We start from the raw sequence: 15879 nt of genomic DNA, 5'->3' as shown, positions 1-15879 counted from the left end.
ATTTGTTGAAAATTTCGGTATAAAAACAGAATAATTGAAACAATGACAGCAGATAACAATCGTAAGTTTGATCAACTGGAATTGAATTCAGATGTTTTCGCCTTTCAGGCCGTGGAGAGTCATATCGACTTAAAGCGTATGATTGGCGATGCCGCCAGTACATTCCATGTGCCTGTGCTGCATCATAATATAGAGCCAGATGATGAAGAGAAGGGCAGAACGATACTCATGGTTAAAGGCAAATCTACGCAGGGTCTGGATTGCATACTGCTGAAGAGTGGTGTGTTTACCTTACGGATACCAGAATTTGCCTCAGAAGAAGACGTGCGGCTGTGCTATACACTGTTGAGAGATGCAAAGACGCAATGTGAGTCATTGGTCATCCACCAAAATGATGACAACACTATTGCCGATTTGTCTGATGATGCTGAGCGGGAGACATTTTTCTACAGGCTTGACAACATGGCCAAGGTTATCGAGCAACAGGATGATCATATCGGGATAGAAGGCGTAAACCATCTATTCCATATCTTCCCTACGTATATTAAACAGCAGCAGCCATACGCCAAGCCTAAAGCATGGGCTTATAAGGCTTACGAGGACTTTGCATCTGTGGAGTGGGATTACGAGGACTATCCATCGGTTGATCCTGCTAAGATTATAGATCCATCGGGAGAAGAATATTCTGCTCGTTTCGTTTCTAACATGAAATGCTTTGTGGGTGTTTGTCAAAAGATTGTGCTATGTGAGTCAGATGGAGCGAAGATTACTGATGCTGAGGATTTCTTTAAAGCTACATCCGGCAATGCGTATATACATCGTCTTGATTTTGCTCAGTTTACCCTCGACCCAATGTCGGATGAGGATTGGAAACAACTCATGGATCGGGTACCTGGTGATTATCTCACACATCCAAAAACATACATTCTCCGCTGGAATCCAACCATCAGCAGTTTCAAATTGGAGCATTACAGAAAGGCCTGCGCTTACCACGATGGCTTCAGCATGAACTGGAGCATTTATGAATGGGAGAAAGCCAAAAAGGGCGACCGCTTCTATATGGAACGGTTGGGAGATGACGGCAGAGGAATCGTCTTTCGCGGGCAATTTACCTCAGACCCTTATCTCGGTGAGGACTGGGCAGGGACCAACAAGAAGCGATATTACGTCGACATAGACTGCTTCGATGCCTCTCCTGCTGATGGACAGCCACAAATCACGGTGGAAGAATTGAAAAGTATCCTTCCGGAAATCAACTGGGACAAGGGCCATTCCGGACAACTCCTCACTGAGGGTCAAGCCCAAAAGCTTGAGGAACTATGGGACAGTAAGATGGAGGCTTGAAAAATTAATGATGAATCATGAGTAATTTGACTTTAGCAATAACAACGATTGGTGATTTGCTGTTAAATGAGAAAATTTCAAAAGACCAGGACGGTAAATCCATAGGCGATGTCAGACTTACCATCCCTGATTATCAGCGGCCATACAAATGGACCGCACGCAATGCCATACAACTGCTTGATGACATCATAGAGGCTAAGAACGGCAACAAAGAAGTCTATCGGGTGGGCACGCTCATCCTGCATAGTGAAAATGGGAATTACAACATCGTGGATGGCCAGCAACGCACTATAACATTTGCGCTCCTGCTTTATGCACTCTATGAAATGGAGAAAGATGATAACAAGAAAGAAATCAAATTCCTCAAACAAGAGGTATATAACAATGCTTACAGTCGCCGCAACATACCCAATAATCTAAATGCATTCAGACGCAGGGTTTACAAGAACCCAGGGGAAGAAGAGAACATTGACCATGTAAGGGATATGAAGAATTTGCGTGACTTCATAGAGCAGAGGTGTGAAATGATCGTTGTCATTACGGACAACCTATCTGAAGCCTTCCAGTTCTTTGACTCGCAGAATGCGAGAGGGAAAGCCCTTTATCCCCACGACTTGTTGAAGGCCTACCACCTCAGAGAGATGACCGATGTTGACGAAAATACAACAGAAGAGATTGTAAATGACTGGGAAAGTGCGCCTCAGTCCAAATTGGCCTCTCTCTTTGGCGACTACATCTACCGTATCAAAGAATGGATTAATGGCAACTGGGCTTACGGGCTTAACGAGCATAACATCTACAAATTCAAGGGAATCACAAGATTTGCCCATACTCCTTTCGCACAGTTCTATAAGAGCGCGTATTCCTATGCAGAATTGGTCAACTCTTCGGCTATGCCTTTTGTTTCGGGAACAAGAAAAGTGAATGCTTTTCAGCTGAACTCGCCCATTATTGCCGGTAAGTCTTTCTTCGACTACACAAAGCATTACTATAAAATTCTGGAAGATATCCGGGACAACAGCCAGTACGAAGGATTTTACATAAAAGGAAATGTGATTGTCAATACACTTGACAAATTCTATGACAAGGGGGTTGGCAACAAAATTACAAGGTTGCTTTTCGACACGGTATTACTTCTGTATGTAGACCGCTTTTGTCCGGCTACCTATCCGACACAAGAGGACACGAATCTCTTTGAGCAATTCGTAGTAGATGCTTTCATTTGGGCTTATTCGCTCCGTGCTCAGTACACCAATCTTGGATGGCAATCAGCTCAGAATTACATTCTTGAGAGAAGTGGCAGGCCATTAAAGAACTCTTTCAACATGTATAAGATTATAGAAGCCACTGACAATCCTGTGACATTACTCAGTGATTTGGCTGACAGATTGGCGCCACTATCCAGAAAGGACGTTGCTTTCCGAATCCTCAATGAAGTGGATATTGAAGATAAACATCAAGATGATAATAATGAGAAAGTGATTTATAAGAATTACCTGCACTTTTTTAAATCGAATACGTATTATAATGAGTAATATGAAGGAAAAGGAATTGCCCCTCTTGGAGTGCTCAATCAATGACATCTATTGTCAGGGCCAGGAGTCAAAAACCTATTTGATACCTATCTACCAACGCAATTACGCTTGGCAAGAAGACGAAATTCGCGCATTGATAAAGGACGTGTACGACTCGATGAAGAAATCGGACAAGTCGGTTTACTACATTGGAACATTGGTAACCTACAACCGTGGAGATCATGTTTACGAGGTCATTGATGGTCAACAGCGTCTGACCACCATTTATCTCATACTAAAAGCTATGAAGGTCGACAGTATCAAGAACAAACTGACATACAGTGCGCGTAAGCGATCAGCCTCGACTATCAGGCATCTGGATAATTGCCAAGACTTGGATGGAGAGGTGGACAATGGCATCAGAGATGGCTATCAAAATGCGAGCAATGCCTTGAAAGATATTGTGGGCATCAACGAAAAGGAAGAATTCATGCAATTCTTCCTGAACAACGTCCATATCATACACTATAGCGTTCCGAAAGATGTCGATCTGAACCACTATTTCGAGGTGATGAACTCTCGGGGTGAGCAGTTGGAGAAACATGAGATTGTCAAGTCTATGCTGAGCGAGCCTATGCTGAGCGAGCACTTGGACAAGACCAAGACCGACATCGCAACATTCGGTAAGGTGTGGGAGGCTTGCAGCGAGATGAATGCTTACATCCAACAGACGTTTTCTGAAAAACAAGTGTTTGGGGATCATCTTAATGATTTTGCCATCAATGATTTTTCCGAGATACCAGCGCGCGATGAGTCGGATGGAAAAGAAACTATCATCAATCTGTTAGGTAAGCCTATAGAACAGCAAAATGTATCTACCGCTTACGAACAGAGCGATAAGTTCCAGCCCATCATTGACTTTCCTAATTTTCTGCTAATCGTGTTGAAAGTGACTATGATGGATGAAAAAGGCTTTGTCCCTTCAGATTTCATCCTCGACGATAAGGAGCTGCTGGATGAATTTAAGAAGTCATTAGACGGTGCCGCTGACAAAGCGTATTTTGCACGACAATTCGCATTCAACCTGCTCAAGGCAAAGTTTTTCCTCGATAATTATATTGTCCATCATGCCTTGGACAACAAGGAGACCGTGGGTGACAATCCATGGAAACTGCAATGTCTTTACAAAGAAAATAACAAAAAACAATATCTAAAAAATCTATCCGAGAATGCAGACATTCAGAAAGAGCTGGTTCATCTGTTGTCGATGTTCGAAGTAACGTTCACTCCCAAGCAGCGAAAGAATTATCTGTTTTACTGCATGGCATATTTGTTTAAGAACGGTATGCAGTCAGACCGTGATTATCTACAGTTCCTGCGTCAGCTCGCCGATAAATATTTCTATGACGTTTATCTCAATCAAGGATGTTTGAATGAAAGAAATCAGCCATTGCCAAACGCCTTTGACAACGTCGTGCTGAAAAACGGCAGATTGAACTTGAACAAGGTAGGAGTAGAAGGCGTAGACTACAAGGCAAGATTTAATGAAATATACAAGCAGGGCACGATGGATATACCTCTGTATGTCTTCAACTATACCGACTATAAAATTTGGAGGAAATATTCTGATGAGTTGCGTGGCAATAAGACAAAGAAAGGTTCATGCGAACGTAGCCAGTTCTTCGATTCTCTTGGATGCAGCGACTTTGAACTTGATCCATTCAACAACTTCTATTTCTCGCGCACGAGAAAGTCGTTGGAGCATTTCTATCCACAAGAGAAAGCCGGGGAAGGGAAGCTGCTAAGCTCGGAAGGCATCAACTGCTTTGGCAACTTTGCCATGATTGGTGCTGACGCAAACAGTTCAGGTTCCAATTGGAGCCCGAAGGCCAAGTTGGATCATTATAGTGATGAGAAGGCAGATCAGGTAAGTGTGGCATCATTGAAATTCAAAATCATGATGCAGATGTGCCAGGATAATTATACACAAGAACTCGAAGGAGAATTGGATAGAGGTTCTGGATTAGAATGGAATGAAGATGACATGAAAGTGCATCAGCAAAAAATGCTTGATATCATTATCAGCGACAAGCAATAATGTAATAGTAACTATTAGTGTAAATGTACTGTCGCATATAGCACATTAAGTCTATATGTGACAGTCAATATCATAAAACTATTCTGTGATTCCGACAAGACTCGAACTTGCAACCTTCTGCTCCGGAGGCAGACGCTCTATCCGTTGAGCTACGGAACCAGCCATTATAAAAAGCTTCACTCTCGTGTAAAGGTCACAGGCTTGCTACTGTCATCAGACTTGTCTGGGTAGAGGGTCAGTTGATTACCCTTGAGGCTTATCTTGACCACGGCAGTCTCCGTGCTTGTGTCATCCACAACCCATTGCTGACTATAGTTACTCCAAGTTTCAGACTTCGCCCAGTATAGCGTCAGCTTATTGCCATCGATCTTATAAGTTCCGCTGTCGCGCACTTTTGATGTTGGTGCGTCGAGCATCGTCTCGATATAAGTCAATGTGCCGTCTGCATTGAACTGAAACTCACAGCCATAACCCTCGTCCTCGGCGTACCATTTGCCGACGAGCGAGCTCGTTGAAACTTTGTCGTCATCGTCATCCGATGAGCATGCACTGAATGTGATGGTTGCTGCGATGAGAGCCATCAAGAGAATGATTTTCTGTTTCATAGTTTACTTGGCTTTATAAGATTGATAGTGCAAAGTTAAACGTCGGTTGTTTCAAAGCGTGGTACATGCAACGAGGAATTAACTCAATATTTTCTAGGATAATATTCTTTTCCCAATTGCCATAAGTATTCGTCCATCTGCTTGAGATTATACGATTCCAAATTGTAACACTTCTGAAAGTCATGAATTACCATAATAAATGTCGGATAGTGTTTTAAATCCGCCTGCGTAAAATTATGTAGTTGCATGGTCTCATTCTTGAAATGAATCAAAACTTTCTCCACATAGTAATCGTATATGGAATACAGACGAGGCTTGTGATGGCTGCAATATTTCGTTGCAAATGAGTAGAAGTTATGTTCCTTGGGTGGATCTCCGACTTTTACTTCAGCTATATCTTCAACCAAAGAAAGATCTCCCTTTTCCAAGCGTTCGTCTATTTCTAATGACAAGATATGATTAGCGACAGCATTGATGTCAAAGATGTTTGTACTATAGAAGTCATTAAGTGTAGAGCATTTTAAAAGAATGTCTTCTATGTTATCGTTCTTGGGACATAAATCAACGAAGAGCTTGTTCAATGCACGCTCTTGATTGTAATACTTTTCCAATTGTCGCCATCTGAGTAAATATTTTTCTACTTCATTTCTTGATGGCTTAGGAATATTTGGTTGCAGGTTCATATGAATGATCAATTAATGTAAAAAGTCGAATGTATCCAGTTTCTTCACCGCCAGTGCATGGCGCTCCTTATACGCAAGACGGTAGTAACGTTTGGCTTCATCGAGGTTTCTTTCTGTACCCCATCCATTCTCGTAGAATTCGCCGACACGGTAGTGGGCGTAGGGCAGTCCGCATCGCTTATAGAGCTCGAAGGCCCGTTTCAAGTCTTTCGGATAGCCTTGACTTCCCTTGCGCAGGATGTCGGCGAGATTGCTCATCGCCAGGTCGTCGCCCTGTTCTATTGCCAACTCATACCAATAGACCGCTTTGCGAATGTCTTTCTTGACCATAATGCCATCCTCAAAGATGGTACCGATATTGTTCTGTACATCCTTGTCTTGAAATTCTTCATCGTCCGGGTGGTTCTTCAACAAGTCGAGCAGCCATTCCACATACTCCTTGTCAAAGCCAGAATCCTCAAAGTTGTCCGTATAAGACAGGTAGAACTCACGATAGTTTTTTGGGATGTCCGAATAATTGTCGATTTTGCTTGTCATTATTATTTCTCCTCTGTCTGATGGTTATACATTTCTGTTGCCTTACACATACGCTCTTCTATCTTATTGATGACCGACTGTGGACTGAGAACTTGCAAACGTCCACATTTTGAGAGCAGATAGTCGATGAAGTCAGGTGTCGGCTTCAATTGCACCTCTATGTCCGCGTAGTCCCGATATAGCTCAGGATGGTCTATCAGTTCTGACTCACTCTGCCATGACCTGAAAATCTGACTCTTGTGCAATGGAACGTCACGCAGCTCATAACGCTCGTCGCCGTAGGCACGGATAACGATTCGTTCCGTAGGCATTACTTCGTCAATTACCACTCCGAAGTAAGGATTGAAGAAATCAGCCACATCGAAGTCCTTGGGCATCTTGAACGTATGCTCTTGAATCTTAATCTCCACTATCTTGTTGAGACAAAACATCTCATACTTCTCTCCGAAGAGTTTGCCTAACAGATACCACCTCTGATGAAAGAGCTTCAGACAGTAAGGGTCGGCAGCCGTCCAGAAACTCTGCGGTGAGCCGTACTGACAATAGCGTATGCTGACACGGTGTCCGCTTTTCATCGCCCTGATAAGCTTTTCGAGCAGCTGCTCGTCTACTGACACCCGCTCGGCCACGATCCGTTCCTTGAGCGACAGGCTTTCGCTGATGACATTGCTCAGTGAAAGTGTGGCCAGCATCCAGTTTTGCACCGAGTCATCTTCCAGCACTTCCGGGTTGCCGATGTAATAGCGGTAGCCGTCCCTGCGGTCGCACTCGATATAGATGCCGAAGATGTCTTGTATGGCATCCTTGTGGCGGTTGAAGGTTGTGCGTGCCATCTCCACGCCACCGCTCATGTCAGTCTCCACCCACCGCTCGTTCAGTTCGACAAGCGAGATGCGCCTCGCACGATAGATGGTTCTCACAAGCCAGATATATTCCTTGAACAATGCAGGTATCTTCATACGCTTCAGTCTTTATCCACGCACAAAGATACGACAATGTTGTTTCATTTCGTGGTACAGGTATAGAAAAGTTGACGTCTCTGCTTAATTTTTCGGATGATTGTTTCTTTTAATGATAAAAAGCAATATATTTGCAATAGTAAACCGACTTAAACATTAAAGCTATGGAAGAGAAGAAGAATATTATCACAGTCACCGGCAAGGGAAACATCCATGTCGTTCCCGATGTCATCCGAATAGATCTGTTGCTCGTCAGCCTGCATGACACTTATCAGGAGGCCTACGCCCAGGGTAAGGACAACACTGAAAAGTTAACCGCCATCATGAAGGAGCTCGGTCTTCCGAAGACCCTTCCGAAGACCATCCTCTTCACCGACTATGAGGCGGAGGCACGGGAACAGAAGGAAGAGCGGAACGCGGCTGCCAAGGAGCGGCGCTTGCAGGAGGCGGCACTAAAGATCAAGAAGGAGTTTGGCAAGAACGCCCTGCTGCGCGGACTGAACTACGCTGAGGGGGCGACGCAGAAGGAAAGAAACAACCAGATAGGAGGACACAAAGCATAAGGAAAAGGTAAAGCAAAGGAAGGGATTAAAGCTACTCGATGGGGATAGGAAAGGTTATTAAAAAAACATTGAAAACATTTCGTTAATTGCTGGGAAATACTTAACTTTGCACTGACAACCGCAGAAAAATGTAGCTATCTGCATTTTTCCGCACTTAATAATGTAGATATGGAGATTGAAAGGGACATCATCAAAGCCTTCAAGGCATGGAAAGAGGAGAACGGACGGAAGCCGATATTGCTCAAGGGTGCCCGGCAGATTGGCAAAACTTGGGCGATGGAAACGTTTGGCCGGGAATGCTTTAAGTATTGTGCCAAGTTTGATTTTGACAGACAACCCGAACTGAAATCTGTGTTTCAAATATCAAAGTCTCCCCAAAGAATACTCAAGGAACTTGCGCTTTATACAGATGTTCCTATCATTGCCGGTAAAACGCTGATTATATTCGATGAGATACAAGAATGTGAGGAAGCACTCAACAGTTTGAAGTACTTCTACGAGGATGCGCCTGAGTATCATGTCATCGCAGCTGGAAGCCTATTAGGAGTGGCGGTACGGAGACGTAGTATGACTGTCCCCGTGGGCAAGGTGCGCATCATGCGGATGTATCCTATAACATTCCGTGAGTTTCTTAGAGCGTCCGACCGGAAGACTTATGACTTCGTAGATGATTTGCAAGGAATCCAGCACTTGCCGGAAATTATCTTCAACAAACTGAAAACGGAATACCGGCGCTATTTGGTGTGCGGAGGCATGCCGGAGGCTGTCATCAGTCTGCTTGGCAACCAAGGTATGGCAACGGTAGAGAACGTATTGCAGGACATACTTGAGCTTTATGAACTTGACTTTGCCAAATATGCTGAGTCCAAGGATATTCCCCGCATCCATGCGCTATGGCACTCGCTACCAGCTCAGTTGGCTAAGGAGAACCGCAAGTTTGTTTACAAAGTGGTGAAGCCGGGCGCACGATCCAAAGACTATGAGGACGCCCTCATGTGGCTTGAGGATGCAGGAATGATATATCGGATATTCAACATCACCAAGCCAGGTCTCCCTCTTTCTGCATACGAAGACATTAGTGCCTTCAAAGTGTACGCCTGTGATTGTGGCTTGTTGCGCCGGCTGGCCCATTTGCCGGCTCAGGTAATGCTCGATTACAACGCCAACTATACGGAGTTTAAGGGCAGCATGGCGGAGAATGCCATACTGCAATCGTTGATGCCAATGCTCAATGGAGACATTCCTCACTATTGGTCGCCTGACAGCAGGGCAGAAATAGAATTTGTACTGCAACATGAGGCAGACATCATCCCCCTGGAGGTAAAAGCCGAAAATTGCGTGAGCGGGCGAAGCCTCTCGGTGTATAATGAACGTTTTCATCCCCGTTTGAGAATCCGTTTCTCATTTCTTAACTTGCAATATAATGAGGGCTTGCTGAGTTGTCCTTCCCCCTTGGCCGACTGGAGTTTCAAGTTTATGGATAAATTGCAACAAGAATTAAGATGAGCTACTACGACGACATCATCAACCTTCCGCATCATGTCTCCACGAAACATCCGAGAATGAGCATGTATAACCGTTCGGCGCAGTTCTCGCCCTTCGCTGCCCTCACCGGCTACGAGAAAGCCATTGAGGAAGCAAGGAGAAAGCTGGAAGAGGAAGTGCAGAGAAGGAATGCACCAGTGGATGAGTGTTGAAATTGAAGGGATTACATATAAAAAGAATTATGAAGCAAACTTTATTATTGATAGCGTTGGTATTGTTCACATTGAGCAGTGCATCCGCACAGACAAAGTACAAGGAGATTGACAATATTTCTTACGTTAGTCCCAATGACACTTCTTCATACAGACAGGAGCGGTGTAAGTTGGATATCTACTATCCTACTGATTCCAATCGTCCATTCAAAACCATAGTATGGTTTCATGGCGGTGGACTGACTGAAGGACACAAGGATATACCTGGCGATCTGAAGAATCAGGGCGTTGCGGTTGTCGCGCCTAACTACAGACTCTACCCGCGAGCTCACAATCCACAATATACAGAGGACGCTGCGGAAGCCGTTGCTTGGGTAGTGAAGCACATTAAAGAGTACGGAGGCGATCCGGGCAAGGTGTATATCAGTGGTCATTCAGCAGGTGGTTACCTTACACTGATGCTCTGTTTCGACAAGGATTATCTGGGAAAGTTTGGCGTTGATGCAGACAGTATCAAGGGATATTTCCCGATAGGCGGCCAGACTGCCACACATTATACTATTCGTCGCGAGAGAGGTATTTCTTTCACCTCACCGATAGTTGACAAGTATGCCCCTCTCAACAATGTTCGCAAACTCAGTACAAGACTTGTGCTGATAACAGGCGACCGGAAATTGGAACAGATGGGACGCTACGAGGAGAATCTCTATTTGAAATCCGTGCTTGAAGGTATCGGCAACGATGAGATACCGATCCATGAGCTCAGCGGCTTCGACCATGGTGGTGCCGGATGGCCGGGAAGAATACTAATGATGCAGTATATCTCTAAGGACAAATGAAAAATTATAGAATACGATGGACTGACGGCCACGACCGGGAGTTTGAGGAGTTCCACGCTATAACTGAGAACTTCTACAACCAGCTCGTCGGTGGTCCTCAGAACAGGCAGTCGTTTGTTCCGGGCAATCAGTCGAAGGACGTGAAATATGCGATGATAGTCTATTCCAAAGATGATGTCCCTGTGGCATGCTCCGGTTTGAAGGAACATGGCAACGGCGATGTAGAGATAAAGCGGGTGTGGGTGCAGCCGCCCTTCCGCGGTCATCACCTTGCGACATTCATGATGCATGAACTTGAAACTTTCGCTAGTGAACACGGATATAAGCGGACGGTGCTTATGACACGTGAAAGGATGGACTATGCAATCAAGTTGTATGAAGGCCTAGGATATAAACGCATTGAGAACTATCCGCCATACCAGCACATGGATGACGCGGTTTGTTATGCTAAAGATTTAAGATAAAATTCTGATGATACAGCAAGTAGCATTTAAGTTGAAGCCTCAGTCCCGTGGCTTCCATCTGATAACGGATGAAGTGCTCCGGCACCTGCCGCAGTTGCCAAAGACGGGACTGCTTAATCTCTTTGTGCAGCATACGAGCTGTGCACTAAGCATTTGTGAGAACTGGGATCCGGACGTGAGAAGTGACATGGAGACTATTTACGATCGGCTCGTGCCGGAAAATATGCCGGACTACCGACATGTCCTCGAAGGCTCTGACGACATGCCCGCACACGCCAAGTGCATCATTACCGGTGTGAGCATCAACATTCCCATCACCGATGGACGGCTCAACTTAGGCACCTGGCAGGGCATCTATCTTTGTGAGTTCCGCAACGATGGAGGCAGCAGACATATTGTAGCAACAATTTTAGAATAAGAAGAATATGAAGAACTTTGATCCAAAGGCATGGTTCATGCCACAAGCAGTAATCATTATCGGCACGTATGATGCTGACGGTACGCCAAATGCGATGAACGCAGCATGGGCTGGGCAGTGGGACGGTGACAAGATCATGATCTCGATGGGCAACCATCAGACAACCGTCAACCTCAACGCCAATCCCGACTTTACCATTGCTTTCGCAACAACAGAGACGATGGTCGCAGCTGACTTTGTCGGTGTGGTGAGCGGAAAGAAAGTGAAGGACAAGGTGGCTAAGACGGGCTGGAAAGTGGAAAAGGGTGAGCATGTGAACGCTCCTGTCTTCACCGACTTCCCCATGACCATGGAGTGCCGCATAGAACGCAAGATTGATGAGTCGGAGACCGGCTACTATATCGTGGCAAAGATCGTAAATATCCGAGTGAACGAGGAGTATCTTGCCGAGGATGGCAAACCGGATTTGGAGAAGATGCACCTGCTGACATTCGATCCCGTTCACTTAGGCTATCTCGAGATCGGCAAGCGGGTGGGCAATGCTTTCAAGGATGGAACACAACTCAAATAAAGTAAGGGAACTGTCACTGTTTCCCGAGGACGACACGGAAAGTGAAGAGAGACAGGAGGTTGACAAGATTGACCTCCAGCCTCTCTTTGACCGTTTGGCCAAGTCAAAGTTCCGCAGCTCTTTCTATCTGAACGCCAAGGACAAGGCGTATATCAAGGAGAAGGGTTGGGACAAGATTGAACAAGGCACAAGGGAGACGATTGCCAAGCGACTGGCTCCGGCATTTATCCCCAACGACGGCAAGCAGACACCGATGCGCCACGGCATTTTCCCGCCGTTCATCGCCCAGCATGCCACCGGCTGCTGTTGCCGCGGCTGTCTGGAAAAATGGCATGGCATACCGAAAGGCCGTCCACTTACAGTGAAGGAACAGATATATATCACTCGCGTCATCATGGAGTGGTTGAAAAGAAACGACCAGTAAATGTGATTAAACGCTTGATCAATGTTAGTGGAGAATATTGACACAACCAACATGTGCTCGCACTTGCGACATAAGCTGATGAATACTGATGGCATCTATCATCCTATTTGGCAGACGATACAAGACGATCCGGAGTTAACGGTGGTAGTCCGTTCCCGCCAGCTCCATATCTACCGCAATGGCAAGAAAGTGCTGGTACTGAAAGGAAAAGCAGAACCACAGATCGTCAGGGAAGATCCGATAGACGAATTAATCAAACAATGACAATGGAATCAAGAAAAGATATAGCAGCAGAGAAGAAAGCGAGTTTCAAATTCAATTGTGCCCAGTCGGTGCTAACAACTTACGGCGACCTGACGGGACTTGACGAAGACACAGCCATGAGCATGACCGACGGCTTTGCTGCCGGAATGACCAATATGGAGGGTACCTGCGGCGCACTGATTGGTGCAGACATGGTTCTCGGACTGGTCAACAAGGACAAGGCGAAGACGATGAAACAGATGCGGACGATCATGCAGAAATTCCAGGACCGCAACCATGCCACCCAGTGCAGACAGTTGAAAGGTGTGGACACCCACGTGGCACTCCGTCCTTGTCCGTTGTGTGTGGCGGATGCATGTGAGTTCATGGAGGAAGCATTAGGGGAATGATGAACGTAGAAGATTTGCGGTCATATTGTCTTTCTCTCGACGCTGAGGTGGTGGAGAAATTCCCCTTCACGGCCTTCAAATATGCCAAGGATGTGCTGGTATTCTATATCGCCGGCCACATGTTCTGCTATTTCGACATCAATGACCTGAGCAATGTGACGGTCAAGTGCGACCCGGACAGTATTCCGGAGCTGGAGGATCATTACGACTGGATAAGCAAACCATACAACGGTAATGCCAAATACTGGATAGGCATGGACGCATGCCGGGCTGACAATGAACTTTTCAAGCAGCTCATCAGAAAATCCTATGAAATAGTAAAGAAAGGGAATAAAACAAAAAAGCGCAAGATGAACGTATTCGAGATGAAGTTCGCCAAGGTGTTCCCGATGCTCATCGCCAAGGCGGAGCGCAAGGGACGGACCAGAGAGGAGGTCTATGAACTGACGGAGTGGCTAACAGGCTACAGCAGCGACGAACTCGACCACCTGCTGAACAGCGACACGACTTACGGTGAGTTCTTCGACCGCGCCCCACGGATGAATCCTGCCCGCATGAACGTCAAAGGCAGAATCTGCGGCGTCCGCATTGAGGAGATAGAAGACCCGAAGATGCGCGACATGCGTGTGCTCGACAAGTTGGTGGACGAGCTGGCAAAAGGGAAGCCGGTGGAGAAGATACTAAATCTTTAATGGGTAATAAGCAACGCAAACATTGTAAATGGAAAGATTCGTCAGAAAAGCAACAGCTAAGGACCTGCCGGTGGTTCTCGACCTCATAGAGAGTGGACGGAGGATCATGCGTGAGAATGACAATCCGCATCAATGGGGCGACAGTCATCCGACGGTAGAACAGATAGAGGATGACATTGCTAATGGTTGCAGCTACTTGCTGATGGAGGACGGCAGAGCCATAGCCACCTTTGCCTTCATTCCCGGGCCCGATGTCACCTACGCTGTCATTTACGATGGACAGTGGATTGACACCGACAGACTGTATTATGTTCTTCATCGCGTGGCAAGTGCGCATGGACAACACGGGATCATGACCAGCATCCTTGATTATTGCTTCACAAAGACCTGTAACATCCGCATTGACACCCACCGGGATAACAAGCCCATGCAAGGAGCATTGGCAAAGGCAGGATTCCACTACTGTGGCATCATCCATCTGCTCAACGGTGATGAGCGGCTGGCTTATCAGAAGATAATAGATTCGCAGTAATCTGGTGAGCCTATAGCATAGTTGAGCAGACACGAAAAAGGGCGGCTCCCTATTCAAGAAGTCGCCCCGCCGGAGAATGCCGGCATATAGGAGATTATGTTGTAGAAACAAAAAAGGGGCTGCTCCCCATAAAGAGAACAGTCCCTATAATACCACTGAGCAGCAACGCCGGGGTTATGCGACCTCAATGCGTTTTGTCTCTTTCTCAGCCTTCTGAGTGCGAGGGAGTGTGATATGAAGCACACCGTTATTAACCTTTGCCTCAATCTTGTCTTTCTCAACATCCTCAGGCAGCGTCAGAGCCTGCTCGTAATTGCTGTATGAGAACTCACGGCGCAGATAATGCTCCTTTTTGTTCTCGTCCTTCTTTTCGTCCTTGTGCTCCATCTTGATGGTCAGATTGCCATCCTTGTCGACGTTCACCTTGAAGTCATCCTTCGTGGTGCCCGGAGCAGCAAGCTCTACTTCGTACTCTTTATCATTTTCCTTGACATTGATAGCAGGTGCTGTGACGTTCATGCGCGGCATCCAACTTGTGTTCAACATATCGTCGAAATCATTGTCAAGCCAATTGTTCATGTCTCTTAATACCGGATACAACATAAGTCAAAACCTCCTAATTATCAATTAATTCTTTACTTATCCTCAGTTCATCCATCGTCCTCAGGTTCCTTTCGTTGCCCTCGTCCGACCTCTGAGCTTCACTAACCATCAATGCAATATCCGTGCCTATAAACAATTGGTGACAAATCGTGCCATCATTGTCAGCAATGCTTAAAATATTTACACTTTGCTGACAACAGTGGTACTTGGCGGAGTCAATTAGCAAGTACAAATCTTGATTAGTATGTAAGATCAAATAATATGTAGCCAAGCAAGAAAAACAAGCAAAATATAGAATGCTGTTAATCCGAGAATGGGTAAAACACGATAATACAATCCTTCTCTTGCCAATCCTTTTTTTTCTTCTTGATGCATTACTCTATACGCCTCTATTAAGGTTTGTATGTATTTCTTTTTTTTCAGTGTTATTTCCTGTATTGTTACAGTTAAGAATGTGATAACTAGAATAGGTATGGACAATGCGATAGCATTGATGTGTAGCACAATAGCACACAAGCGCATAATAATAATGGCAATAGCAATCAAATGATAAAAGCCTTAATTCCGCAACACTTTGATTTAACTTTATTTATAAGTACCTGAGCAACAAAAAGTTGCTCAGGATTTTGCCATGTCAGATTTTTCACCTATCTTAGTGTTGCAAATCAAAATATGTATCAAAC

At 45.4% G+C, this 15879-nt stretch carries 21 protein-coding genes and 1 tRNA gene; 15 read left to right on the top strand and 7 right to left on the bottom strand.

Annotated features, from left to right (window positions below; genetic code table 11):
• Window positions 1–42 precede the first annotated feature (42 nt).
• The 3 genes from FYJ73_RS13100 to FYJ73_RS13090 are packed head-to-tail and all read left to right on the top strand — an operon-like array spanning window position 43 to window position 4956.
• Complete coding sequence (locus tag FYJ73_RS13100; RefSeq protein ID WP_154535176.1) at window positions 43–1344, top strand: hypothetical protein; 1302 nt, start codon at window positions 43–45, stop codon at window positions 1342–1344.
• 17 nt (window positions 1345–1361) lie between these two features.
• On the top strand, window positions 1362–2879 hold the full coding sequence (locus FYJ73_RS13095) for a DUF262 domain-containing protein (RefSeq protein WP_154535175.1): 1518 nt from the start codon (window positions 1362–1364) through the stop codon (window positions 2877–2879).
• 1 nt (window position 2880) lies between these two features.
• Window positions 2881–4956, top strand: a complete 2076-nt coding sequence (locus tag FYJ73_RS13090; protein WP_206081778.1) for a DUF262 domain-containing protein — start codon at window positions 2881–2883, stop codon at window positions 4954–4956.
• Between the two features lie 86 nt (window positions 4957–5042).
• Here the strand turns inward: FYJ73_RS13090 and FYJ73_RS13085 are convergent.
• The 5 genes from FYJ73_RS13085 to FYJ73_RS13065 form a co-directional block, all read right to left on the bottom strand.
• A tRNA-Arg gene (locus FYJ73_RS13085) sits at window positions 5043–5115 on the bottom strand.
• 17 nt (window positions 5116–5132) lie between these two features.
• Window positions 5133–5561, bottom strand: coding sequence for a hypothetical protein (locus FYJ73_RS13080; protein ID WP_154535173.1), 429 nt, complete (start codon window positions 5559–5561; stop codon window positions 5133–5135).
• 83 nt (window positions 5562–5644) lie between these two features.
• Window positions 5645–6244 (bottom strand): hypothetical protein, encoded by a 600-nt coding sequence (locus FYJ73_RS13075; RefSeq protein ID WP_154535172.1) that lies wholly within the window; start codon window positions 6242–6244, stop codon window positions 5645–5647.
• A 12-nt stretch (window positions 6245–6256) separates the two neighbouring features.
• Window positions 6257–6781 (bottom strand): tetratricopeptide repeat protein, encoded by a 525-nt coding sequence (locus tag FYJ73_RS13070; RefSeq protein WP_154535171.1) that lies wholly within the window; start codon window positions 6779–6781, stop codon window positions 6257–6259.
• Window positions 6782–6783: 2 nt separating this feature from the next.
• Window positions 6784–7740 carry a helix-turn-helix transcriptional regulator gene (locus FYJ73_RS13065; RefSeq protein WP_154535170.1) on the bottom strand — a complete coding sequence of 319 codons (957 nt, stop codon included), beginning with the start codon at window positions 7738–7740 and terminating at the stop codon, window positions 6784–6786.
• 164 nt (window positions 7741–7904) lie between these two features.
• On the opposite strand from FYJ73_RS13065, the gene FYJ73_RS16165 reads away from it, so the two are divergent.
• The 12 genes from FYJ73_RS16165 (at window position 7905) to FYJ73_RS13000 (ending at window position 14593) form a co-directional block, all read left to right on the top strand.
• Window positions 7905–8303, top strand: coding sequence for an SIMPL domain-containing protein (locus FYJ73_RS16165; RefSeq protein WP_154535169.1), 399 nt, complete (start codon window positions 7905–7907; stop codon window positions 8301–8303).
• 168 nt (window positions 8304–8471) lie between these two features.
• Entirely contained in the window at window positions 8472–9809 is a 1338-nt protein-coding gene (locus tag FYJ73_RS13055; RefSeq protein ID WP_154535168.1) for an ATP-binding protein, read from the top strand.
• Window positions 9806–10000 carry a hypothetical protein gene (locus FYJ73_RS13050; RefSeq protein ID WP_154535167.1) on the top strand — a complete coding sequence of 65 codons (195 nt, stop codon included), beginning with the start codon at window positions 9806–9808 and terminating at the stop codon, window positions 9998–10000. Before FYJ73_RS13055 ends, FYJ73_RS13050 begins: the two co-directional genes overlap by 4 nt.
• A 29-nt stretch (window positions 10001–10029) precedes the next feature.
• Window positions 10030–10839 carry an alpha/beta hydrolase gene (locus FYJ73_RS13045; RefSeq protein WP_154535166.1) on the top strand — a complete coding sequence of 270 codons (810 nt, stop codon included), beginning with the start codon at window positions 10030–10032 and terminating at the stop codon, window positions 10837–10839.
• Window positions 10836–11303 (top strand): GNAT family N-acetyltransferase, encoded by a 468-nt coding sequence (locus tag FYJ73_RS13040; RefSeq protein ID WP_154535165.1) that lies wholly within the window; start codon window positions 10836–10838, stop codon window positions 11301–11303. The genes FYJ73_RS13045 and FYJ73_RS13040 overlap by 4 nt, the downstream gene beginning before the upstream one ends.
• 7 nt (window positions 11304–11310) lie before the next feature.
• On the top strand, window positions 11311–11721 hold the full coding sequence (locus FYJ73_RS13035) for a secondary thiamine-phosphate synthase enzyme YjbQ (RefSeq protein ID WP_154535164.1): 411 nt from the start codon (window positions 11311–11313) through the stop codon (window positions 11719–11721).
• Between the two features lie 7 nt (window positions 11722–11728).
• Complete coding sequence (locus tag FYJ73_RS13030) at window positions 11729–12292, top strand: flavin reductase family protein (protein ID WP_154535163.1); 564 nt, start codon at window positions 11729–11731, stop codon at window positions 12290–12292.
• The gene (locus tag FYJ73_RS13025) at window positions 12273–12716 is read left to right on the top strand and encodes a DUF4186 domain-containing protein (RefSeq protein WP_154535162.1); all 444 of its coding nucleotides are present in this window, start codon (window positions 12273–12275) and stop codon (window positions 12714–12716) included. The genes FYJ73_RS13030 and FYJ73_RS13025 overlap by 20 nt, the downstream gene beginning before the upstream one ends.
• Window positions 12717–12737: 21 nt before the next feature.
• Window positions 12738–12980 carry a hypothetical protein gene (locus FYJ73_RS13020; RefSeq protein ID WP_154535161.1) on the top strand — a complete coding sequence of 81 codons (243 nt, stop codon included), beginning with the start codon at window positions 12738–12740 and terminating at the stop codon, window positions 12978–12980.
• A 2-nt stretch (window positions 12981–12982) separates the two neighbouring features.
• The gene (locus tag FYJ73_RS13015; protein WP_154535160.1) at window positions 12983–13369 is read left to right on the top strand and encodes a C-GCAxxG-C-C family protein; all 387 of its coding nucleotides are present in this window, start codon (window positions 12983–12985) and stop codon (window positions 13367–13369) included.
• Window positions 13366–14061, top strand: a complete 696-nt coding sequence (locus FYJ73_RS15980; RefSeq protein WP_235899373.1) for a DUF2200 family protein — start codon at window positions 13366–13368, stop codon at window positions 14059–14061. The genes FYJ73_RS13015 and FYJ73_RS15980 overlap by 4 nt, the downstream gene beginning before the upstream one ends.
• Window positions 14062–14089: 28 nt before the next feature.
• A complete protein-coding gene (locus FYJ73_RS13000; RefSeq protein WP_154535159.1) occupies window positions 14090–14593 on the top strand; it encodes a GNAT family N-acetyltransferase in 504 nt (167 codons plus the stop codon).
• Window positions 14594–14767: 174 nt separating this feature from the next.
• Here the strand turns inward: FYJ73_RS13000 and FYJ73_RS12995 are convergent, their stop codons facing one another.
• Both FYJ73_RS12995 and FYJ73_RS12990 read right to left on the bottom strand, forming a co-directional pair.
• Window positions 14768–15196 (bottom strand): Hsp20/alpha crystallin family protein, encoded by a 429-nt coding sequence (locus FYJ73_RS12995; RefSeq protein ID WP_081657713.1) that lies wholly within the window; start codon window positions 15194–15196, stop codon window positions 14768–14770.
• Window positions 15197–15448: 252 nt separating this feature from the next.
• Window positions 15449–15742 (bottom strand): hypothetical protein, encoded by a 294-nt coding sequence (locus tag FYJ73_RS12990; protein WP_154535158.1) that lies wholly within the window; start codon window positions 15740–15742, stop codon window positions 15449–15451.
• Window positions 15743–15879: the final 137 nt, after the last annotated feature.

The sequence above is a fragment of the Hallella mizrahii genome (genome assembly GCF_009695775.1).
GTDB lineage: Bacteria > Bacteroidota > Bacteroidia > Bacteroidales > Bacteroidaceae > Prevotella > Prevotella mizrahii.
Note: the sequence above shows the minus strand (reverse complement) of the source record. Positions and strands in the feature narration are given on the sequence as shown.